Source organism: Paenibacillus kyungheensis, assembly GCF_028606985.1.
Taxonomy (GTDB): Bacteria; Bacillota; Bacilli; order Paenibacillales; family Paenibacillaceae; genus Saccharibacillus; species Saccharibacillus kyungheensis.
Window position 1 is genome coordinate 1935955 of sequence record NZ_CP117416.1, and the last position, 21357, is coordinate 1957311.

Consider the following 21357-nt stretch of genomic DNA (forward strand, 5'->3'; position numbering starts at 1 on the left):
ATAATAAGAGATAACGTTCGCTGGCTACTGTTTTTTTATATCTAATAGACACCAATTCGTTTGGTATACATAACCTTTACGCATCAAGTAGATATAGTAGATTTGGGATATTGGTTAGGAGAAAGGAAGTGAATTATGGCTGATACACATACTTATAGCCGTAAAGAAGAAGTAGCTAATGCTGTAACTCATGGTATAGGAGCTGCTCTTAGTATTGCTGCCCTTGTTATTTTGATTGTATTTGCTACATTAAAAGGTAGCCCGTGGCATGTAGTCAGTTTTACGATTTATGGAGTTAGTATGTTGTTGTTATATATTAGCTCAACATTGGTTCATGGATTTAGAGATGGCAAAGCCAAAGATTTGTTTGAAATTTTTGATCATTCAGCGATTTATCTATTTATTGCAGGCACATATACACCTTTAATGCTTATTGTTGTTAAAGGAGTTCTAGGTTGGAGTATTTTTGGAATCGTATGGGGTATAGCTATTTTGGGCTGTGCGTTTAAAGCGTATTTCGTCAAACGGTTTTTATTTATGTCGACGATTTTTTATATTTTAATGGGCTGGTTAATCGTTGTCGCTTGGGAACCGTTAACGACCAATATGGCAAGTGGTGGTATTATTTTACTCGCTATTGGCGGACTGATGTATACACTTGGAACGATCTTTTATGTATGGCGCGGATTTCCTTTTCATCATGCGGTCTGGCATCTATTCGTACTCGCAGGAAGCATTTTGCATTTCTTTATGATTTTATTTTATGTGTTGCCGATTCATCTATAAGAATAAAATCGACCTAAAAAGTTCATATTTTGGTCTTAAAATATCAATATTTTGGGTCCATTTATAAAAGTAATAAGATGTTAAGTAATTATGCTTGACATCTTATTTTATTTTTTGCTATGATATAGAACGTTGATGAGGTGTAAAGTGTTTTTCCTTGACGGAGGGAGTGCCCCAGATGAGTCAAGAGAATCGGCTCGATAAAACGACCCGTGTTAATTCATTATTTGATTTCTATGAGCTTCTGCTTACAGACAAACAGCAGATGTTCCTTAAATACTATTTTCATGATGATTACTCTCTTGGAGAGATTGCCGCAGAGTTCAGTATTAGTCGACAAGCGGTGTACGAACACATCAAACGTGCCGAGCAAGTATTAGAGATGTATGAAGAAAAGCTTGGTTTGATGGAAAAGCATTATCGTCGTTTACGCGATCTAGAAGAACTTAAAAACACATTATCTACAAGCGGGATAGCTCATGATCAACAATCGCATATGATGGATATCGTAGAGCGCTTGGAAGGTAACGATTAATTCATATATACTTATACATGTAACGATATTCGATATAGATACACACGTAGTACATTTAGGTGAAATAAACGGAGGTGAAGACACATGGCATTTGAAAGCTTAACAACACGACTGCAAAACGTATTTAGCAAACTTCGCGGTAAAGGTAAAGTATCTGAAGAAGATGTAAACGAAGCAATGCGCGAAGTACGGTTAGCGTTGCTTGAAGCAGACGTTAATTTCAAAGTCGTTAAAGAATTCATTTCCAAAGTAAAAGAAAAAGCGGTCGGTACAGATGTGATGGAAAGCTTCACACCTGGCATGGTTATTATCGACATTGTTAATAAAGAATTGACCGAGTTGATGGGTGGAACACAGTCCAAACTTGCCAAAGCAGCCAAACCACCAACAGTGATTATGATGGTTGGTTTGCAAGGTGCTGGTAAAACAACCACATCCGGTAAACTAGCTAAAATGCTTCAAAAACAAAATCATCGTCCACTACTGGTTGCAGGCGATATTTATCGTCCGGCAGCGATCAAGCAGTTGCAAGTACTGGGAGAGCAAATCAATGCGCCTGTATTTACAATGGGAGATCAGACAAGTCCAGTTGAAATTGCTCGTCAAGCATTGCAAGAAGCCAAAACGAACAATAATGATTACGTGATTATTGATACAGCAGGTCGCTTGCATATTGATGAAGAATTAATGGATGAATTGCGTCAGATTCATGAATTAACGAATCCAGACGAAGTGCTGTTAGTTGTAGATGCGATGACAGGTCAGGATGCAGTTAATGTAGCCGAGAACTTTAACAGTCAATTGCAATTAACAGGTGTAGTATTGACCAAGCTTGATGGAGATACTCGTGGTGGTGCAGCATTGTCTGTCAAAGCCGTAACAGGTTGCCCGATTAAATTCACAACACTTGGTGAAAAGCTAGACGCTATGGAAGCTTTCCATCCAGAACGTATGGCTTCACGTATTCTAGGTATGGGTGATATGCTATCACTGATCGAAAAAGCTCAAATGAATATCGATGAAGACAAGGCAAAAGAAATGGAACGTAAAATGCGTAATGCCGAGTTCACATTTGAAGATTTCTTAGAGCAAATGGATCAAGTGAAAAAGCTTGGACCGCTTGATCAGATTATGGACATGATTCCTGGTATGGGAAAAATGAAAAACCAAAATCTACAAGTAGATGATAAGCAAGTAGGACGTATCGAAGCAATTGTTCAGTCGATGACTGTTCAGGAGAAACAACATCCAGAAGTGATTAATCATAGTCGTCGTAAGCGGATTGCTACAGGGAGCGGAACGTCTGTTGCAGAAGTAAACCGTCTGATCAAGCAGTTCGATGAGATGCGCCGTATGATGAAGCAGTTCTCGGATATGATGGATCCTAAGGGCGGCGGCAAAAACAATAAAATGATGAAACAAATGCAAAAAATGGGTGGTAAAGGAATGAAATTTCCTTTCCGTTAAGCCCAGGAAATGCAATGTATATACTATTGAACTAATTTGAAGGAGGTGAATTTTCGTGGCAGTACGTATTCGTCTAAAACGCATCGGTGCTCATAAAGCGCCTTTCTATCGTATCGTGGTTTCCGATTCTCGGTCCCCTCGTGATGGCCGTTTCATCGAAGAAATCGGTACTTATAATCCAATTGCAGAACCTTCTGTAACTAAGATTGATGAGGAAAAAGCTCTTCAATGGCTTCAACAAGGAGCACAAGCTTCTGATACCGTTCGCAACTTGCTTAGCAAAGCGGGCGTTATGAAAAAGTTTCATGAGCTTAAACAGCAAAAATAATTGCTGATTCGGAGGAGAATCTATGGAACAATTAGTAATGGTTATTGCTAAAGCTCTCGTGGATCATCCCGATGATGTAAAAGTGAACGTTGTGGAAAAAGAGAACTTGATCGTATACGAACTTAGCGTCCATCCGGACGATGCCGGTAAAGTCATCGGCAAGCAAGGACGTATCGCCAAGGCTCTCCGCACGGTCGTTACATCAGCAGCAGTCAAGACTAATAAACGGGTGACCGTTGATATAATGTCTTAAAAATATACGAAAGAGGGTTAGGATGATGTCCTAGCCCTTTTTCGTACATTTTCAATCAAATTTAAGGTAATATAGCATCAATGATAGATTATTTGTTAGAGGAGAATAACATGACTGAACAATTTTTAACGGTAGGTAAAGTAGCTAATACACATGGCATCCGTGGAGAACTCAAAATCTATCCAAATACCGATTTTGCTGAAATTCGCTTTGCAGAAGGTAAAAAGCTATGGATGATCAATGAAGAAAATGGCAGTAAATTAGAAGTTCAAATTGTAAGCTCTCGTTTGCAAAAAAATATGTATGTGGTTCGTTTTAAAGGATTCAGCAATATTAACGAAGTAGAGAAATATAAAGGCTGGACATTGAAAGTATCTAAAGATGATACGATCGAGCTAGAAGAAGACGAATTTTATTTCCACGAGATTCTAGATTGTGAAGTATTTACTGAAGAAGGAACCAAAATTGGTAAAATCGTCGATATTTTAAAACCGGGTGCTAATGATGTATGGGTTGTCCGTCCAGATAAAGGCGAAGAAGTATTGATTCCTTACATCCATGATGTTGTGCTTGATATTAATGTAGAAGAGAAAAAAGTACTGATCCATGTGATGGAAGGTCTTTTGGAATGATGAAGATCGATGTGCTGACGTTATTTCCAGAAATGTTTACCGGTGTTTTTGGTTCTAGCATTCTGGGTAAAGCAGCAGCTAAAGGCATTGTAGAATTGAATGCTATTAATTTCCGCACGTATTCTAAAAGCAAACATGGCACTGTAGACGATACACCTTATGGTGGAGGCGGAGGCATGGTACTCAAGCCAGAGCCTATTTTTGACGCTGTAGAAGATTTAGCACCTGCGTCTACTTCTACATCTCCACGTATTATTTTGATGTGTCCACAGGGAGAGCCATTTACGCAGCACAAAGCTGAAGAACTTGCTCAAGAAGAACATTTGATTTTTATCTGTGGTCATTATGAAGGTTACGATGAGCGCATTAGAGAGCATCTGGTGACCGATGAGATATCAATCGGTGATTATGTACTTACCGGTGGAGAAATACCCGCTATGGCGGCTGTAGACAGTATTGTGCGCCTTTTACCTGGGGTATTAGGAAATGCTAACAGTGCAGTGACCGATTCATTCAGTACAGGGCTGTTAGAATATCCACATTACACGCGTCCTGTAGAATATAGAGGAATGAAAGTACCTGATATTTTATTATCCGGCCATCATGCCAATGTCGAGAAGTGGCGACGTGAACAATCGTTACTGCGTACATTAGAACGTCGTCCAGAATTGTTAGAACAGGCTGATTTGACAACCAAAGAGCGCGAGTGGCTCAAAAATCAGCGTAACTAAATATCTATTAGAATTTCGCTGTAGGAAGATCGTCATCGATCCCTTATAGGGAAATTCTTTTTTATGTATGCCCTATATACATAGGTGTGACAATAAATAAGCTCAAGTTATGATTTAGAGCATAAGACTGAGCCTACAGTAAGAGCGCTCATAACAAGGTAACAAAGATAGGAGTTCAGACATCATGAATGAATTGCAGCAGGAGTATTCACAATGGTTAGATCGGTTAAGCAGTGACTTGCGCAGTCAAGGATATGCTTCGGTGTTAAATAAAGAGTTTGTAGAGCGTGATGCTACGATCGTACTGAATCATTTATTACCGGAATTTACACATCTGATCTATATCGAAGTCGAATCATACAAAAAATATTTTATTGCTGATTATAGCGGTCGCAATACAGTAGTAAAATTAATTGATCGTAGTATTGATCACCAAAAAACAGCCAGACTTCGCACATTAGAAAATAGTCGCTTAACCGATCATCATCTATTTGAGCAAGAAATTAATCGCTTGAAAAGTCTGCAATCTTTATTAGAACATAGCGACTTTGAGTAAGCGGCAATGACGAGGCATACTTATAGCTGATCTCAAATCATCAACTATTTTATAATTTTTTTGAAAAAGTATTGTTATTCTATGATGTTCTATGATAGTATTAGACTGTTGTGTGAATCTGATGGTCCTCTACGATCAATGATGAGGAATTATTCCCTGAGACGTATGAACATCTGTGTGGAAGGAGGAAGTTATTAATGAATATCATTCAAGAAATTACTCAAGATCAACTTCGTAAAGATATCCCTAATTTCCGTGCAGGAGACACTTTGAAAGTGCATGTTAAGGTAATTGAGGGTACTCGCGAACGTGTTCAGTTGTTCGAAGGAGTTGTAATCAAACGCCAAGGTGGCGGCATCGGTGAAACTTTTACAGTACGTAAAATTTCTTACGGTGTAGGTGTGGAAAGAACTTTCCCAGTAAATTCACCTAAAATCGATAAACTAGAAGTAGCTCGTCGTGGTAAAGTTCGCCGTGCGAAATTGTACTATCTTCGTGAGCTTCGCGGTAAAGCAGCTAGAATTAAAGAATTGCGTCGTTAATCCTTTCGGATACGCGATTGAGAAGGGCTTGGTGAAACAAGCCCTTTTCGTTATTTTTAAGCTGTTATTTATGATAATGTTTAACATCCGATTCCGCCGGACAGCCTTTATACACGGCTGTAGACGGGATTTTTTGTATTTCTTGACGAATAGAATCCTTCAAAATTTGGTTTTTATAAAATTGTGTGTAAAATAGATAGAGTGAAATCGTATAGGTACTTGGTATACACTACATAAGGCTTAGCCGGATATGGTAGTCAGTACATATACAAAGCGCCAATTCAACCAGGAAAGAAGGCATGACCTATGGAGCAAGACACAAAACCATCTAACAATGAAGTACATGCAGCAAATACGACAGAAGTACAAGAACCTGTCAACACAGGAACTCCAGATTCAGGAACGATTCAACCTGAAAAGAAAAAGAAAAGTGAAACGAAAGAGTGGATCAAAGCGATCGTGGTTGCTTTGTTGCTCGTTGTCGTTATCCGCTGGTTCTTGTTTGAACCGTTTATTGTAGACGGCCCATCCATGCAACCGAATTTTCATACAGGTGAACGTGTGATCGTGAACAAAATTCTGTATGATATCCGTACCCCGCAACCTGGAGAAGTGGTTGTACTGAAAGTACCTTCTCAAAATCGTGACTTTATCAAACGTGTAATTGCTGTTGCTGGAGATACCGTCAAAGTAGAAGGCGACAAAGTAACCGTTAATGGTAAAGAAATCAGTGAGCCTTATATCCAAGCTGCATTAGATAAGGCACATGCACAAGGTAGCGATTATAATATCAATAATTTCCCAACAGAGAACTTCCCTGATGGAACAGTACCAGCAGGTCATGTATTTGTTATGGGAGATAATCGCTCCAACAGTCAAGACAGTCGTATGATCGGTTATATACCGCTTGGAGATATTATTGGACGTGCAGATGTTATTTTCTGGCCGTTTAGTGATGCGAAGTGGGTTGAACAATAAAGCTGCCTAACATATATGGACAGCTAATTTAAAGAAGTAAGGGGGAAAACCGATGGCTATTCAATGGTTTCCCGGACATATGACAAGAGCACGTCGCCAGATCGAATCGAAGCTTAAATTGATCGATATGGTTATTGAACTCGTGGATGCACGTCTGCCACTCTCCAGTCGTAATCCGATGATTGATGAGATTTTGCAGGGCAAACCGAGAATGATTATTTTGAACAAATCCGATTTGGCTGATCCTAAAGTAACTGCTGAATGGGTTGAATATTTTAAGCAAGAAGGACATGCTGTTCTTCCTTTAGACTCAGCAAGCGGACAAGGTATCAAAGAAATTGCTGAACGCTCTAAGGTATTGCTCAAAGACAAGCGCGACAAACGTGCAGCTAAAGGGATGAATCAACGTCCTATGCGCGGATTAATTGTAGGTATTCCGAATGTGGGTAAATCGACACTAATCAATCGCCTTGCTGGAAAAAGTATTGCTTTGACAGGTGATCGTCCAGGTGTAACCAAAGGACAACAGTGGATCAAAGTAGGAACAGAAATGGAATTGCTAGATACACCAGGTATTCTATGGCCTAAATTTGAAGATCAAATTATCGGTTATAAGCTGGCTGTAACAGGCGCTATTCGTGAAGAAATTCTAAATGTAGAAGATGTTGCTTACTTCGGTATGAAATACATCTGTCAGCATTATTGGGACAATATCGCTGAACGTTTTGAATTATCTGAACAACCACAAGATTTTGAAAATCCGAATGAAATCGTAGAAATTATGGAAGAAATCGGACGCAAACGTGGTTGCTTAATGAGCGGTGGACGTATTGATTTAGAAAAAGCATCCAAAGTCATATTACGTGAATTGCGTGCAGGTAAAATGGGACGAATCTCCATGGAGACTCCTTAAGTATTGGAGGAATCATCATGTCAGAATTGTTAAAGTATGAACGTGAATGTCTACTGGAAGGTTACCATTATATTGCTGGTGTAGATGAAGTGGGTCGAGGATGTCTGTTTGGTGATGTGATCGCTGCTGCGGTGATTATGCCAGAAGGTGTAATCATTGAAGGCGTGAACGACTCCAAAAAGCTATCTGAGAAAAAGCGTGAGCAACTCTATGATCAGATTATGGAGCAAGCACTCGCTGTAGGTGTAGGCTATGTTGATGCAGCAACGATTGATGAGATCAATATTAAGCAAGCCGCTCGATTAGCAATGAAGATCGCTTTGCAACAATTAAGCGTATCTCCTGATTATATTTTAGTCGATGCTGAGAAGGTTGATCTGGATATTCCGCAACGTTCTATTATCAAAGGAGATGCGAATAGTCATAGTATTGCAGCAGCTTCCATTATCGCTAAAGTCACTCGTGATCGTCTGTGTGTAGGTGAATGGGAAGAGCAATATCCTGGCTACGGGATCGCCGGACATAAAGGATATGCGACCAAAGTTCATCGTGCTCAGATTATCGCGCAGGGCATCACACCATTACATCGCAAAAGCTTTTTAGGTAATTTGTTACTGGAGCAACCGACTTTATTTTAAGCATAAAAGTATTGAATTATAGTATAGAATGATTTATCATGCATCTATATTACTTTATGTGAAGATAGAAATAGACATGCTAAGGGAAGAACCCGCATCTTACTATAAAGAGCGGGTTCTTTTTTTGTACAGATAGGTGCTCATGATCCATGCCTTTTTAACCGATAAATAAGATAATTAAGCAGACGAATGTTAAATCAAAATATACATAAGCATAGACTATAAATTGTCTGTATTACTATGAATTTATTTATAGTCTACTTGTTATCTATACCCCAATGTAGGCAACGCTCAAGTAGAAACAATGATAGGAGGGATTACTATGAATATTGGATCACTATTCCGTGGACTTATAGGAGATAGCAAACCAGGTGAAGCACGACAAATGGAATTAAAAGAAGGACAAGTTGTCCGCGGAGTGGTGACAAGCGTATCTGAAGATGGACAAGAAGCTGTTGTCCAAATTCAAGGAGTCAAAGTAAGAGCCAAATTAGAGACTCCTTTACAACAAGGCGCAACCACTTTACTACAAGTACAGCCTCCTGATCAAGATGGAATGCCTGTGCTCAAACCTGTAGCAGGAAATCCAGCGAATCCTTTACCTAATGCATCTATGGGAGAAGTATTAGATTCGTTTAATTTACCAGATACCAAAGAAAATCGTGAAATGATTACTCAAATGAGAGCATCCGGTATCACACTTAATGCAGATAACGTCAAAAATATACAAGCTACTCTTTCTCAAAAGCCAGCCGGTGTACCTGTAGGAGAATGGGTGCAATCTGCGGCGGTAGCTATTCAACGAGGTCTACCTGTTACAGCACAAAGCGTGAGCGGGCTACAACAAGCGATATTCGGACCTCCGCTTCATGATCTATTAAGTAATCTGGATAATCTTGTTCGTGCTACAGTGACACAAGTACAAGACAATGCAGCCAATGTAAATACAGGCACAAATGCCAATCAAGACCCAGAGACTGTATCTACAAACACATCTGGAAATAACCCGGCAGTTAACGGAAATACCAATCCAGCACAAAGCAATAACACAACATCTGCTTTACTGGGAAAATTACAGACTGTGCTTGATCAATTAGGAAGTATAGTGGCTCAATCTGGAGATCAGGCTACAGATGCAACTGGTGGTAAATTAACTTCACCAGCTGTACCGAATCCTACTGTGCCTCAAGCACCAACAGCATCAGCGACGGTACCAACAGTCAATACTCAAGCACAACAAGCAGATGATATCACTCCATCTGCTTCGACAACGGTTAGCCCATCGTTATCTGCAACAACAGATGATGCCGAACCTGTTACAGCGAACTCTACAAATACAGCATCAACAGTCAATCCCAAAGTTCAAACCACAGAACCCTGGTTAGGTCGTGTGCTGAAATTATTAGGAGCAGAGCATGAACAACAGATGGTACGTGCAAGTGTTAATAACTCTTCACCTGAAGCAGTAGCTACACGCACTGAGCAGACACCAGCATCTCTAAGTGCTAATGGGCTAACGCAAGCACAGGCATCTCTAGATCCGGCAACGTCTCGTAATGGAAATCCAGCTCTTGCGCCTAATGTACTGAATAGTACATTAAATACTGGAGTAGAAGAGCAATTACCTGCACCTGCGTCTCGTGTTGCGAATGCTGCGAATCCGAATGCACTGCAACAAACAGCAGCTAATGAGTTACTAATAGATCCAGAAGTAGAATTAAACAATCCAGCAACTAGCAAACAAGCCACTACCAATGCACAGACAGTAGTGAACGGGCAAAATGTACCAACAGATGATCTTTTACCGAATGCTGCTCTGTTGAAAAATGCTAATAGTCTAGAAGCCACCAATCCGTCTCATATCGCTCAACAGATGGCTTCTCATACAGATGATGCGGTTAGTAAAGCTCAAGATACTTTAAAAGGGCTTTTGCTTCAATTAACTGCCGCAGATGATGTGCCACCTGCACTGAAAGATGCTGCACAACAATTGGTTCAGCAATTAACCGGTCAGCAATTATTATTAAATACTGATCGTACAGCACCCTTTGCACAAGTAACGATGTTTGTCCCGTTTAGAGGACCAGACGGACAAGAAACGGCTTCCGTACAGATTCAGTCTCGTCGTGGCCCTAAAGGAGAACTAGACGCTTCTAACTGCCGTCTATGGTTCGATCTCGATATGCATTCATTAGGACCAACACTTGTCGATGTGCATGTAGTAGACAAAATTGTGACTCTTAAAGTGCATAATGATCTAGAACAGCTTGCTCCGCTTGTCGAAAGTAAACGCGAAGAGATGGCTACTGCTATGGGAGCGCTCGGATACCAATTGCTATCGCTCAAAGTAGATACGATGCCAGTTCGATCAGATACAGTGAACGACAACAGTCTTGGCATGTCAGATAGCGATCTTTTACAACGGTATGCACCGCCTGATTACAAAGGGGTGGATATGAAAATATGAATAAACCCAAAGACGATATGGTCATGAGAGCCAAAAGAGCAGTTGCGCTCAAATACGATCCGAATCAGAATACAGCTCCAGTAGTAGTCGCCAAAGGAAAAGGGCGTATCGCTGAAAGTATTCTTGAAAAAGCTCAAGAGGCAGGTATTGCTGTTCAACAAGATGCTGCTTTGGTAGAAGTACTGTCTAAGCTTGATCTCGATCAACAGATCCCGAGTGAACTGTTTGAACTGGTTGCCGAAATTCTTAGCTTTATTTATCGTGCAGATAAGAATTTGAGTCGAGGCGGTCGTGGTCGGTGAAAACAGATGATCGCAAATATAAAGGACGTATCGCTGAAGATACAGCAGCTTACTATTTAGAACAGCAAGGTTATCAGATCGGCTATCGCAATTGGAGCTGTCGCAGTGGTGAATTAGATATTATTGCTTACCATAAGGGCACGATTGTGATTGTTGAGGTACGCAGTCGTACAAGTGATCTATTTGGTACACCTGCTGAATCGGTAGATTGGCGTAAGCAAAAACAAATTCGTGAAACAGCTGAAGTCTATGCTCATCAGAATCAGCAGTCTCATTTTCCTTTTCGATATGATGTTATAACGATTCAGATGAATTATTCATATCAGGTCGTAGAACTAGAGCATATTGTAGCTGCTTTTGTCTAATGGATGTCAAAATAAAATCTATTGAAAATAGAGGAAGCACCCTTTTTCAGTAAACCATCATGTATATCCGCACTGTGATCAGGAGCGAGATTTAGAAGGTTTTGAAGAAAGGGTGTTTTTTGGTATGTATGGTAAATTATTTAGCGCTTGTTTACAGGGAATCAATGGAGTAATGGTTGAAGTAGAGACCGATTTGTCAAATGGTCTACCGATGGTAGCTATTATCGGGTTGCCAGATTCAGCTATTCGAGAATCAATCGAAAGAGTACGTTCAGCTATCAAAAATTGTGGGTTTACTTTTCCTAATCAACGAGTAACAATCAATCTAGCACCAGCTGATTTGCGTAAAGAAGGATCGGCTTTTGATCTTGCAATTGCTATGGGGATTTTGACCACAAGTGATCAGATTATATTACCTGATGCAGAGCAAATGTTACTGATCGGAGAATTAGCATTAGATGGTACATTGCGACCTGTGCCGGGTGTATTATCAATGGTAGATACAGCTCGTCAACATGGTTTGAAATCGGTATTGGTTCCTCAAGAAAATGCAGCAGAAGCAGTATTGGTTGAAGGAATCAATGTATATGCAATTCATCATTTAAATGATTTATTTGCGGATGCACCACATCAGCCTACTATCTCAAAAGACCAATCCGCCCAGCAGGATCATATCGAATCATTTCGAATGTCTTTGCCAGGTCAACCGGAGATTGTAGTCAAACAAATCCAGACCAACTCGTCTTCAAATGATCCTATAAATACATCTCAATCTGTTAAAGATATATCAGGTATAACTAAAAAGAAATCCGATCCACGTAAAGTGGTAGTGCTTCCGCCATTACTTGTGCAAAGATCAAAAAAGCAATATATCAACCATTCTGTTTCAACGATGCAAGAAGATTATGGAGATGTATTTGGGCAACAACATGTGAAGCGAGCATTGATGATTGCTGCTGCGGGAATGCATAATATTTTGTTACTGGGACCGCCGGGTACAGGGAAGACGATGCTCATTAAACGTCTACCTACGATTTTACCGGTATTAACTGACTCGGAAGCATTGGAAGTGACTAAGATTTTTAGTGTATCAGGACGATTCAAAGACTCTAACGCTGGCTTGATCTCTGTACGTCCTTTTCGTGCGCCTCATCACAGTACAACAGTCACAGGGTTGATTGGAGGAGGAAGTATACCCAAGCCAGGAGAAGTGAGCCTAGCGCATCAAGGCATTTTATTTTTAGATGAATTGCCAGAATTTCCGAGATCGGTATTAGAAGTATTGCGACAACCATTAGAAGATCATCAAGTGACAATCAGCCGTGCACGAGCGGTGTTTTCATTTCCAGCTAATTTCTTATTAGCAGGTTCAATGAATCCATGTCCTTGTGGATATCTTGGAAGTACCCATGCGGCTCATCCTTGTACTTGTAGCCATAGTCAAATTGCTCGTTATCGCTCCAAAATATCAGGTCCTTTGTTAGATCGGATAGATCTGCAAATAGAAGTGCCTCGACCTACCGAGCAAGACTGGCAACGGGCAAAAGCTGGAACAGAAGATATCGGTTACGATTCGGCTAGTATGCGCACAATCGTAGAGAAAGCGCATCAGATTCAATTGAAACGATATCAGCATTTGGATATTCATTGGAATAGTGAATTGTCGGGTAAATGGTTACGAGAGTATACATTCTTATCAGATGCAGGTAATCAATTACTAGAAACAGCATTTGAACAATTAGGTATGAGTATGCGAGCTAGAGATCGCATTTTGAAATTGGCAAGAACGATTGCTGATCTGGAAAATATGGAGCAGATTGAAGCGGTTCATATTGCAGAAGCGATTCAATATCGGCAATTGGATCTTAGTCAGCCAGTGAATGGATAAGTAGTGTTATGTATCAATAGAAGATAGATTAAAGAGTGACAAGAAGGAATGACTAATGTGATTCCTTCTTGTCTTTTTTGTTCATTTGCATCATATATTCTATTTTACTGGAGTATGTGAGCAATAGATGGAATTTAAATATTGCAAAATAGACGATGATTCTTCTATAGAAGTACGTAGTGCAATATAGCCATCTGGACGGATTAATAGGAGTTCTTCACTTAATATATTGTAAATTCGATAAGCATTTCCTGCGTGATCAATGATATGATCTGTTCTCTTTGTATCAGATGGAAGTATACAATATAGTCGAAGCTGATCATGAATAAGATTTTCTAATACAGAAGAGTCAGTATGATTTACAAAAGCCAAAACTGTCCAATGTGTACCACGGAGCAGATCAAAAATATTTCCAGAGAATTCTTTGTTTTGCAGAATATCAGCATTAGGAGCACGATCTCCAGGTAATAAAAGAAGAGTATCTTTTCCAGTAAATGAACGAGTAAGAGAACTGGAGCGATAGGAAATAGGAAGCCCGCTTGTCAGATCATCGGATACTGTACTTAAAGATTGCGACAAGGATCTACTTTCAGTCACCGTTGCAGTAATTGCTTTGATTTTCTTAGAACTATCTTGAAGAACAGCTTGAGCAATAGGACGGCGTTCTTCATCATAAGTATGCAGTAAAGTAGCATCTGCTCCTTGAAGGACAGCGGCTAGCTTCCATCCAAGATTGTAAGCATCTTGTATACCTGTATTCATACCCTGACCTCCTGCTGGAGAATGAACATGTGCTGCATCACCAGCAAGGAATACTCTGTTGTTATGATAACATTCCACCATCCGCACATTAACTCGGTAAATAGACAACCATGATGCATGAGTGATCTTAACAAGACCGGCACCAGCACGCTGATCCAACATAGCTTGATACATTTCTAATGATGGCTCTGCGGGGTTTTGAATTTCTGTTGGAATAGTAGCTTGTAGTTGCCAAATATTTGATTTGGGTAGTGGAGTTAGTCCTAACATTCCTTCTGAAGATGTCCAAATATGAATATGATCATGATCCAGACCTTCTAATTGGATATCTCCAAGATACCACCGCTCATCATCATATGTTTCCCCAACCAGTGGCAATTGAATAAACTTACGAATATTACTTTTACCACCATCCGCACCGACTACATAACGAGCATGAATTTGCTCTTCTCCTTGTGGTGTCTTGACCGTTACTGTTACTCCATTCAAATCTTGAATAAGTTGTACCGCTTCTACGCCTAACTCGACTTGACCACCAAGAACAGCATAGCGATCACGTAATGCTTTTTCTACATCAAATTGAGCAATCCAGACTGGATTAAGGTAAGGTGTCTCAAACTTACTACTGACAGCCACAGTAATAGAAGGTCTATCTATACTTTTACCATCTGGAGTATGATAACGAACAGGCAAATCTACAACACCTGTGTCCAGAATGTAATCAATCGCTTCCAAATCATCAACGACTTCAAGTGAACGAGGTTGAATAGCTTTGGAGCGTGATGCTACGTTATAGACGGGATTTTTATCAATGATACGATGGTTAATGTGTCGACGTGCAAGATCACAAGCGAGTGTAAGTCCTGTAGGCCCAGCTCCAACAATAAGCACATCAACAGAAGAAAATAGAGTGTCCATGTATAAAATCCTCCTTGGAATATAGTAGATTATAAATTATACTACACCGTGCAGTGTAATTAGTAAAGTGGAATATGAATCAAATTTTGATAATATACTTAATAAGGGGGAATATGAGAATGGATACTATAGAAAATAAAAAGATTCGTAAAGGTTCTTTAGATAAACGAGTTAAAATTATTGAGGCAGCAAGGGAACTTTTTTTATCTGAAGGATTTAATCAATCGAGTGTTGATGCTGTTGCTAATAGAGCAGGAGTCTCTAAGCGCACAGTGTATGATTATTATGGAGATAAACAACACTTATTACTTGCTGTTATGGAAGAAACGAGTGTAACTGTTCTGAATATGATTGAACAAGGGATTTCAGATCACCTTTTGGAATTTGATGATTTAGAGCAAGCTCTTATTTTATTTTGTGAACAAATTGTTGCCTCTGCAAATGGTTCATCTGATTACAAAGCTTTGATTCGCCTAGCTATGGTAGAGGTTGCTAATTTGCCAGAATCTTTTTATGAAAATATGGATCAAGCAACAGAGGAAAGTATTATCAAAAGATTTATAGAGTTTGGAAAAAATAAATTACTGGATATACCTGATCCTCGTATGGCTGTAAAGCACTTTGTTGCTTTAACTATTCTTCTTGTATTTAATCAGCCGAAACCTGAAGCTTTGGATCAAGAACAAGTGAAGCATATTATTACTGAAGGTGTACGCGTTTTTCTTCGTGCTTATGCGCCTACTATATAATCAAAAAGAGAAGTGGCTATAATAGCTACTTCTCTTTTCTAAGATGACGTCATCTCTAACATACATCAAATGTGTAATCACTAAAGTATTTTTTGCTCAACTATTGCCTAACGTAATCACCTGACATTAACGGTGGATCACTCTACTATGATAATTAATTTCGATGCCTTTATCAGCTAGACGTGGTAATATTGCTTGAACTTCTATATGTATTGTTTTTGACTCATATCTACAATATATCGATTTAACTTTTCAGCAACTGTTGCATAAAATTTTTGCTGTAACTGGGAGTTTTGCTCTTTTCCAATGTGATAGCTTAATTATATATATGACATATGTATTTATGGAATATAATGGTACTATATGATAAACATAAAAGATATGCTCTGTAAGACATAATCGTTAGTAGAGAGGAACACATATGACTAGAAAAAGTACGTTTATTGTAGTGATGGTAGTTGGTATATTTATGATTTGTACAGCGATTGGATGGGCATCTGGTAGTAAAGGCAAATCAATAGCACAGACAAAGCCACTTGTACTTGGTTATTATACTGATGCATCGCCAGCAGCATTTAATAAATATCACAATTATATGAATCAAATGTCTACAGATACATTAAACACAGATGGATCTGGCAATCTGATCGGGAGCGTTCCTAAGCAAGCTGTTCAACAAGCGAATAAGTGGAAGATCGATACATTTGCGCTTGTTTCTAACTACGGGGAAACAGATTGGGATCCAGAAGCTGCACATGACGTAATAACAGACCCTATAGCCAAGAAAAAGCTAATTGCAGGACTTTTACAAACTGTTCAACAAAATCAATATCGAGGGGTTAATCTAGACTTTGAATCTCTGGTGTCAGCAGACCGTCAAGCACTTAGCACCTTTGTACGAGATACAGCCAAAGTCATGAAAGCTAATGGATTTCAAACGATGGTATCTGTACCCGCCAAACAGAAAGATGATCCTAAAGATGGCTGGTCTGGAGCCTATGATTATAAAGCGATCGGAAGCGCAGTAGATTGGTTACAAGTGATGACCTATGATGAACATGGCGTATGGAGTGAGCCTGGTTCTTCTGCCGGCAAAGAGTGGATACAATCTTCACTCGCTTTTGCTGTAAAGCAAGTACCTTCCAATAAAGTATTAATGGGATTACCAGCATACGGTAATGATTGGAATGTTACACAGACTACACAAGAACATGATGATCAAAATGTGATGCTCAGTTGGAAAGACACTCCAGCTTTACTGGCAAAATATCATCTTACGGGTAAACGAGATAACGTTTCTGGTTCTATGATCGCACGCTATACAGATAGTCAAGGCGATCAACATGAGGTGTGGTATGAAGATGCAACAAGTATTGAGCAAAAAGCAAAACTTTCTCAGCAATACAATCTTGCCGGGGTATCTATGTATGCGATAGGTATGGAAGATCAACAGTTCTGGCAGGCAGTACAAAAAGGAGTCAGCGCAACAAAATAAATAATTATTGTATTAGTAGTAGCTGGCAGAAGAAATGTAGGATTTTCCAGTATAAACACAGTGAAATGTAAAAAAAAGAACTACTCTATAGAGTGGTTCTTTTTTCATGTTCAGTTACTTCTGATATAAATACGTCAAACGTATAATGATAAAAGTATTTTTTGTTCAAATATTGCCTAAAGTAACCACCTGACATTAATTGTGGATCACGAACATCTGCAGTAATGATTTCGATATCTTTGTCAGCCACACTTTGTAACATCGCTTGAACTTCTATCTCTAACTGTTCTTGACTCATATCCACAATATACTGATTTAACTTTTCAGCCACTGTGGAATAATATTGTTGTTGTAACTGGGACTTTTGTTCTTTTTCCAATTTGAGAGCTTGTTGTCGATCCAGTTCGATATCTAGTTCTGTTTTCTTTTTACGATAGTCATTTTTTAGAGCAGCGACAGTATAAGCTGGAATATCATGTACACGGCCACTTAGTACATCTATTTTGACCACATCTAGAATCTCTGTAATATATTCTTTTTCATACGATTTTAGAATAGTCTGAATCGTGACTGTAGTTAATCCAAATTCTTTTTTTAAACGATCGCTTAACCGATTGGCTGTATGAGGTTGTACAGCAGCTAATGCTTCGGTAGGAGGAAGAATGGTGACTGTTTGCTTGGCTTTGGTTTTGATCGTAAATACGATTTCATCTACTTTACGACCACTTTTACGTTCTACATAATTGAATTCGATATCGGTACTTTTATTGATTTCTTGCTGTGCTTTGGTAATTACACGCTTTTTAAAATCAGAGTACACTGGATACTGATCTTCAATACCAAGTAATTCTTTTAAACGTTGGACTTTAAGAGTTCGTTGCCCTAACTTTTCGTATTGTTTCAACAGTTCATAAATCCGCATCGAATAAGCACTTTTCAATTTTAAAATATCGTTTAACCGAAAAGAAGTGAATTTTTCTTTCAACTGAAGCAGATAAGGTTTTAACTTGGGTGAAAATTCTACTTCGATAATACCTTCATTAGGAAAGTATTCAGCAGACGCTAACCAGTTTACTTGTAAGTTTTCATTTATGTAAAAAGGGTGCGACATTAGATTAAGCGTATATTCTTTCACTTGGGCATAAATATTTTTGTTTTTAACACCAGCTAATTTGGCGAATTCACTAATCTTAAAACGATATCGTTGAAACTCCTGATCATCAGGCGAAATAATACTAATAAGTACATAAATAATACGTAACTCTACTACACTCATTTTTAAAGGCATTTCAATAAGATCATTAGACTTTGTAACTAAATTATTTTTCTTCATATGTTATAACCTCCAAGACGTTCCTTCATTATAATAGATTATCTGGTATAAAAGTAGCTTAATCAGCACAATGATTTCCTTTGAGTTGTTTATCTTATTTTACATACCTTGTTTTTATTGTTTTAAAATATTTACTTGTTTAGCACCTAGTAAATGTGTTGGTACTCATAGCTTTGCAGTCATAATATAAGACAAAAATAGGGTGAAAGATGGACAATTATAGGGTCAACTATAGACCAAAAGAGGGCAATTCCGAGACAGATTTAGGGTGACACTATAGACAAATGTAGGGTAGAATGCGACAAAAATAGGACAAAGTATAGACAATAGTAGGGCATACTATGGACAGAAATAGGGTCTGAATCAACGATCAATATGATCCAATAAAAGCTGAGTGTAAAACGAAATGCGACAAAAATAGGGTCATAAATAAGCAAATAATGCTTTTCTACGGACAAAAATAGGGTGATGATACAAAAATCAAAATATTGACCCTATTTTTGTCCATAGTAAAGTTAAAATGAGCTTGTTTTGCTGAAAATATACCGAATACAAGCGATTTTAAAGTAAATGACCCTATATTTGTCCGATTTCAATTCATGATCAAAATCGATCCTGTATATAAAGCATTTGTACAAAGTATTTGTTAGTACACATATCAGTAACTGTTGCTATAAATGGGTAATGATTAATGTTAAAATATAGAATATACATGAAATAGATGGGAGAGTTGATGATGCAAAATAAAGCAGATCGTCTAAAAGGCGCTAGAGTTCCTCAAACGCCTGAATTAGGGCAAGATATGCAACATCGTTTACCTCCAGGGCAGACACTTACTGAAAGCTTCCCGATTTTGCATGAAGGTAGTGTACCTGAGTATGATATGAATCTATGGAATCTACGTATTTTTGGAGAAGTAGAAGAAGAGCAGTTTTTTACATTTGAAGATTTGCAAAAGCTACCTGTTACGCGTACTGTGAGCGATATTCATTGTGTAACTCGCTGGTCTAAGTTTGATACCGTATGGGAAGGTGTTAAGTTTTCAGATTTGATGAACGTACTAAAAGTGAAATCTGAAGCCAAATATGTAATGATCCATGCTGATCCTGATTATGAGACCAATGTAGCATTGAAAGATTTGATGGATGAAGATGTATTGTTAGCTTGGAATTACGATGATAAGCCCATTACAGCCAAACATGGTGGACCACTTCGTATGATTGTGCCGAAATTTTATTTTTGGAAAAGTGCGAAATGGATACGGGGCATTGAATTTATGAAAGAAGATCGACGAGGATTCTGGGAAAATCATGGCTTTCACAATGTGGCTGATCCTTTTCAAGAACAACGTTTTTCTTCAGATGAATATGAAATGCCAGAAGATGAATGGAAGTATTGTGAAGCGGACTAATCATTAGGAGCTGATAAATATGAATGGATTAGGCTTTATTATCGTAACAGTAGTTTCTGCGGTAGCTGGTGTACTGTATTATGCAGGAATTGGCAAACGTATCGCTGAAGAAGAAAAAAAAGCAGGGCGAGATCTTACGTATGAGATCAATCCTTTTACAGGTGGACGAGAGTAAATATTCTGTTAGTTGATCGTAGCAACACTGAGTACAGCTAGAATACTTAAAATAATGAATACAAAAAAGAACCGTTCCCTAAGGACGGTTCTTTTTATTCGTTGATCGAATGTGAGCCTAGAAAAGTAGATACTTGATGTACATAAATACTACTTCAAAGGGGATAAACTACAATTACAAGCTATCTACAGCTTTTTGCAATTTAGCATCTAACATACCTTTTTCTTTGCTACCTTGGTTTAAAGAAGGTTCAAACCAATATACCACTACAGCATTACCTTTAATATATGTTGATTTGTTCAACAAGTCATAAGGAGTTTTGCTTGTTTGAGTTTTCAAATCTTCTAGACCTTTTTTAGCATCGTCAGCAGACTTGAAGCTATAAATTGAAACCGTTTCTTGTTTATTTAAATCTTTATCAGTAACAAAACGAGTGGCTTTCACATCATTCAATACCCAACTGTTTTGTTCATCTGGAGCAGAAATCAAATCGATTTTTTGTGCTTTGATTGCACTAGCTACTTTATCAACAGAAATATCAGATTTAGCACTATCTGTAGTCGCATCCGTTGTCGCTTTGTCTGTGCTTTCTGTTGCTTCGTCTGTCGCAGTTGCGTCTTCGCTTGTGCTGTTGTCGTTGTCAGTTACAGCTGTACTTTCTCCTGTTGTTGTAGAGGAGTCTGTCGCTGTAGATTCATTCGTTGTTGTTGGTGTTGTAGTGCTAGCTGGTGTTTGAGTGCTGTTATTAGAACAGCCGGCGGTCGCAGCTACAACGGTTAGTGCAAGTAGAAAAGTACTGATTTTGAGTTTCATAAAATGGACCTCCTGTTTGTTAAGTTCATCTTTACGTTGATGAATCTTTTGAATATGAATAACGAAATAACGTTTTTCACTATAACATACATACACATAACAGTCGATTTTGACACGAACCTTACATTTTGTAACAAATGTCAATCCATTATAAGAATGATGGTATTCCTGTCATATCAAGGGTTTGAAGGATTTGTAACGAAATTGTTCTTTCTGAAAATAAATCATAATAAAAACAAAATTGTTTTATGTACAGACAAAAAAGAAGCAGTTAGGGGACTGCTTCTTTCGTTAAATCGATATCAAAATGATCTTCTAAA

At 38.6% G+C, this 21357-nt stretch carries 23 protein-coding genes; 20 read left to right on the forward strand and 3 right to left on the reverse strand.

The features are described from left to right. The first annotated feature begins 135 nt into the window (after positions 1–135). The 16 genes from trhA (at position 136) to PQ456_RS08640 (ending at position 13381) form a co-directional block, all read left to right on the forward strand. Positions 136–786, forward strand: coding sequence for a PAQR family membrane homeostasis protein TrhA (gene trhA, locus PQ456_RS08565; RefSeq protein WP_273615744.1), 651 nt, complete (start codon positions 136–138; stop codon positions 784–786). Positions 787–964: 178 nt separating this feature from the next. Further along, positions 965–1321, forward strand: a complete 357-nt coding sequence (locus tag PQ456_RS08570) for a putative DNA-binding protein (RefSeq protein WP_273615745.1) — start codon at positions 965–967, stop codon at positions 1319–1321. 84 nt (positions 1322–1405) lie between these two features. After that, positions 1406–2788, forward strand: a complete 1383-nt coding sequence (gene ffh, locus PQ456_RS08575; RefSeq protein ID WP_273615746.1) for a signal recognition particle protein — start codon at positions 1406–1408, stop codon at positions 2786–2788. Between the two features lie 55 nt (positions 2789–2843). Beyond that, positions 2844–3116, forward strand: a complete 273-nt coding sequence (gene rpsP / locus PQ456_RS08580) for a 30S ribosomal protein S16 (protein ID WP_273615747.1) — start codon at positions 2844–2846, stop codon at positions 3114–3116. Between the two features lie 22 nt (positions 3117–3138). Further along, positions 3139–3369: a KH domain-containing protein gene (locus PQ456_RS08585; protein WP_069327413.1), complete on the forward strand. Its 231-nt coding sequence runs from the start codon at positions 3139–3141 to the stop codon at positions 3367–3369. Between the two features lie 110 nt (positions 3370–3479). After that, entirely contained in the window at positions 3480–4001 is a 522-nt protein-coding gene (gene rimM, locus PQ456_RS08590; RefSeq protein ID WP_204824604.1) for a ribosome maturation factor RimM, read from the forward strand. Next, positions 4001–4732, forward strand: coding sequence for a tRNA (guanosine(37)-N1)-methyltransferase TrmD (gene trmD / locus PQ456_RS08595; protein WP_273616282.1), 732 nt, complete (start codon positions 4001–4003; stop codon positions 4730–4732). The genes rimM and trmD overlap by 1 nt, the downstream gene beginning before the upstream one ends. A gap of 184 nt (positions 4733–4916) precedes the next feature. Further along, on the forward strand, positions 4917–5288 hold the full coding sequence (locus PQ456_RS08600; protein WP_273615748.1) for a hypothetical protein: 372 nt from the start codon (positions 4917–4919) through the stop codon (positions 5286–5288). A 197-nt stretch (positions 5289–5485) separates the two neighbouring features. After that, positions 5486–5830, forward strand: a complete 345-nt coding sequence (rplS, locus tag PQ456_RS08605; RefSeq protein ID WP_069327410.1) for a 50S ribosomal protein L19 — start codon at positions 5486–5488, stop codon at positions 5828–5830. A gap of 306 nt (positions 5831–6136) precedes the next feature. After that, on the forward strand, positions 6137–6808 hold the full coding sequence (lepB, locus tag PQ456_RS08610; RefSeq protein ID WP_204824601.1) for a signal peptidase I: 672 nt from the start codon (positions 6137–6139) through the stop codon (positions 6806–6808). A 52-nt stretch (positions 6809–6860) separates the two neighbouring features. Then, positions 6861–7721 (forward strand): ribosome biogenesis GTPase YlqF, encoded by an 861-nt coding sequence (gene ylqF, locus PQ456_RS08615; protein WP_204824600.1) that lies wholly within the window; start codon positions 6861–6863, stop codon positions 7719–7721. 17 nt (positions 7722–7738) lie between these two features. Continuing rightward, positions 7739–8359 carry a ribonuclease HII gene (locus PQ456_RS08620; protein WP_273615749.1) on the forward strand — a complete coding sequence of 207 codons (621 nt, stop codon included), beginning with the start codon at positions 7739–7741 and terminating at the stop codon, positions 8357–8359. 322 nt (positions 8360–8681) lie between these two features. Continuing rightward, positions 8682–10826, forward strand: coding sequence for a hypothetical protein (locus tag PQ456_RS08625; protein ID WP_273615750.1), 2145 nt, complete (start codon positions 8682–8684; stop codon positions 10824–10826). Further along, entirely contained in the window at positions 10823–11128 is a 306-nt protein-coding gene (locus tag PQ456_RS08630) for an EscU/YscU/HrcU family type III secretion system export apparatus switch protein (RefSeq protein ID WP_273615751.1), read from the forward strand. Before PQ456_RS08625 ends, PQ456_RS08630 begins: the two co-directional genes overlap by 4 nt. Next, complete coding sequence (locus tag PQ456_RS08635) at positions 11125–11493, forward strand: YraN family protein (protein ID WP_273615753.1); 369 nt, start codon at positions 11125–11127, stop codon at positions 11491–11493. The genes PQ456_RS08630 and PQ456_RS08635 overlap by 4 nt, the downstream gene beginning before the upstream one ends. 124 nt (positions 11494–11617) lie before the next feature. Then, positions 11618–13381 carry a YifB family Mg chelatase-like AAA ATPase gene (locus PQ456_RS08640; protein WP_273615754.1) on the forward strand — a complete coding sequence of 588 codons (1764 nt, stop codon included), beginning with the start codon at positions 11618–11620 and terminating at the stop codon, positions 13379–13381. 99 nt (positions 13382–13480) lie between these two features. On the opposite strand, the gene PQ456_RS08645 is transcribed toward PQ456_RS08640, so the two are convergent. Further along, a complete protein-coding gene (locus PQ456_RS08645; protein ID WP_273615755.1) occupies positions 13481–15061 on the reverse strand; it encodes an FAD-dependent monooxygenase in 1581 nt (526 codons plus the stop codon). A 119-nt stretch (positions 15062–15180) separates the two neighbouring features. Here PQ456_RS08645 and PQ456_RS08650 point away from each other — a divergent pair, with 119 nt between their 5' ends. Together PQ456_RS08650 and PQ456_RS08655 are read left to right on the forward strand one after the other, a co-directional pair. Then, positions 15181–15810, forward strand: a complete 630-nt coding sequence (locus tag PQ456_RS08650; RefSeq protein WP_273615756.1) for a TetR/AcrR family transcriptional regulator — start codon at positions 15181–15183, stop codon at positions 15808–15810. 421 nt (positions 15811–16231) lie between these two features. After that, positions 16232–17305, forward strand: a complete 1074-nt coding sequence (locus PQ456_RS08655; RefSeq protein WP_273615757.1) for a glycosyl hydrolase family 18 protein — start codon at positions 16232–16234, stop codon at positions 17303–17305. 85 nt (positions 17306–17390) lie between these two features. On the opposite strand, the gene PQ456_RS08660 is transcribed toward PQ456_RS08655, so the two are convergent. Next, positions 17391–18638, reverse strand: coding sequence for a replication initiation protein (locus PQ456_RS08660; RefSeq protein WP_273615758.1), 1248 nt, complete (start codon positions 18636–18638; stop codon positions 17391–17393). 736 nt (positions 18639–19374) lie between these two features. Here PQ456_RS08660 and PQ456_RS08665 point away from each other — a divergent pair. Next, positions 19375–20049: a sulfite oxidase-like oxidoreductase gene (locus PQ456_RS08665; protein WP_273615759.1), complete on the forward strand. Its 675-nt coding sequence runs from the start codon at positions 19375–19377 to the stop codon at positions 20047–20049. A gap of 19 nt (positions 20050–20068) precedes the next feature. Next, positions 20069–20224, forward strand: coding sequence for a hypothetical protein (locus tag PQ456_RS08670; RefSeq protein ID WP_273615760.1), 156 nt, complete (start codon positions 20069–20071; stop codon positions 20222–20224). A 174-nt stretch (positions 20225–20398) separates the two neighbouring features. Here PQ456_RS08670 and PQ456_RS08675 read toward each other — a convergent pair whose 3' ends face one another. Beyond that, positions 20399–21037: a hypothetical protein gene (locus PQ456_RS08675; protein WP_273615761.1), complete on the reverse strand. Its 639-nt coding sequence runs from the start codon at positions 21035–21037 to the stop codon at positions 20399–20401. Positions 21038–21357 lie beyond the last annotated feature (320 nt).

What these genes read in the sequence shown, in the direction of transcription:
- trhA (WP_273615744.1), top strand. Translation starts at nt 136, where the DNA reads ATGGCTGATACACATACTTATAGCCGTAAAGAAGAAGTAGCTAATGCT.
- PQ456_RS08570 (WP_273615745.1), top strand. Translation starts at nt 965, where the DNA reads ATGAGTCAAGAGAATCGGCTCGATAAAACGACCCGTGTTAATTCATTA.
- ffh (WP_273615746.1), top strand. Translation starts at nt 1,406, where the DNA reads ATGGCATTTGAAAGCTTAACAACACGACTGCAAAACGTATTTAGCAAA.
- PQ456_RS08585 (WP_069327413.1), top strand. Translation starts at nt 3,139, where the DNA reads ATGGAACAATTAGTAATGGTTATTGCTAAAGCTCTCGTGGATCATCCC.
- rimM (WP_204824604.1), top strand. Translation starts at nt 3,480, where the DNA reads ATGACTGAACAATTTTTAACGGTAGGTAAAGTAGCTAATACACATGGC.
- trmD (WP_273616282.1), top strand. Translation starts at nt 4,001, where the DNA reads ATGAAGATCGATGTGCTGACGTTATTTCCAGAAATGTTTACCGGTGTT.
- PQ456_RS08600 (WP_273615748.1), top strand. Translation starts at nt 4,917, where the DNA reads ATGAATGAATTGCAGCAGGAGTATTCACAATGGTTAGATCGGTTAAGC.
- rplS (WP_069327410.1), top strand. Translation starts at nt 5,486, where the DNA reads ATGAATATCATTCAAGAAATTACTCAAGATCAACTTCGTAAAGATATC.
- lepB (WP_204824601.1), top strand. Translation starts at nt 6,137, where the DNA reads ATGGAGCAAGACACAAAACCATCTAACAATGAAGTACATGCAGCAAAT.
- ylqF (WP_204824600.1), top strand. Translation starts at nt 6,861, where the DNA reads ATGGCTATTCAATGGTTTCCCGGACATATGACAAGAGCACGTCGCCAG.
- PQ456_RS08620 (WP_273615749.1), top strand. Translation starts at nt 7,739, where the DNA reads ATGTCAGAATTGTTAAAGTATGAACGTGAATGTCTACTGGAAGGTTAC.
- PQ456_RS08625 (WP_273615750.1), top strand. Translation starts at nt 8,682, where the DNA reads ATGAATATTGGATCACTATTCCGTGGACTTATAGGAGATAGCAAACCA.
- PQ456_RS08630 (WP_273615751.1), top strand. Translation starts at nt 10,823, where the DNA reads ATGAATAAACCCAAAGACGATATGGTCATGAGAGCCAAAAGAGCAGTT.
- PQ456_RS08640 (WP_273615754.1), top strand. Translation starts at nt 11,618, where the DNA reads ATGTATGGTAAATTATTTAGCGCTTGTTTACAGGGAATCAATGGAGTA.
- PQ456_RS08645 (WP_273615755.1), bottom strand. Translation starts at nt 15,061, where the DNA reads ATGGACACTCTATTTTCTTCTGTTGATGTGCTTATTGTTGGAGCTGGG.
- PQ456_RS08650 (WP_273615756.1), top strand. Translation starts at nt 15,181, where the DNA reads ATGGATACTATAGAAAATAAAAAGATTCGTAAAGGTTCTTTAGATAAA.
- PQ456_RS08655 (WP_273615757.1), top strand. Translation starts at nt 16,232, where the DNA reads ATGACTAGAAAAAGTACGTTTATTGTAGTGATGGTAGTTGGTATATTT.
- PQ456_RS08660 (WP_273615758.1), bottom strand. Translation starts at nt 18,638, where the DNA reads ATGAAGAAAAATAATTTAGTTACAAAGTCTAATGATCTTATTGAAATG.
- PQ456_RS08665 (WP_273615759.1), top strand. Translation starts at nt 19,375, where the DNA reads ATGCAAAATAAAGCAGATCGTCTAAAAGGCGCTAGAGTTCCTCAAACG.
- PQ456_RS08670 (WP_273615760.1), top strand. Translation starts at nt 20,069, where the DNA reads ATGAATGGATTAGGCTTTATTATCGTAACAGTAGTTTCTGCGGTAGCT.
- PQ456_RS08675 (WP_273615761.1), bottom strand. Translation starts at nt 21,037, where the DNA reads ATGAAACTCAAAATCAGTACTTTTCTACTTGCACTAACCGTTGTAGCT.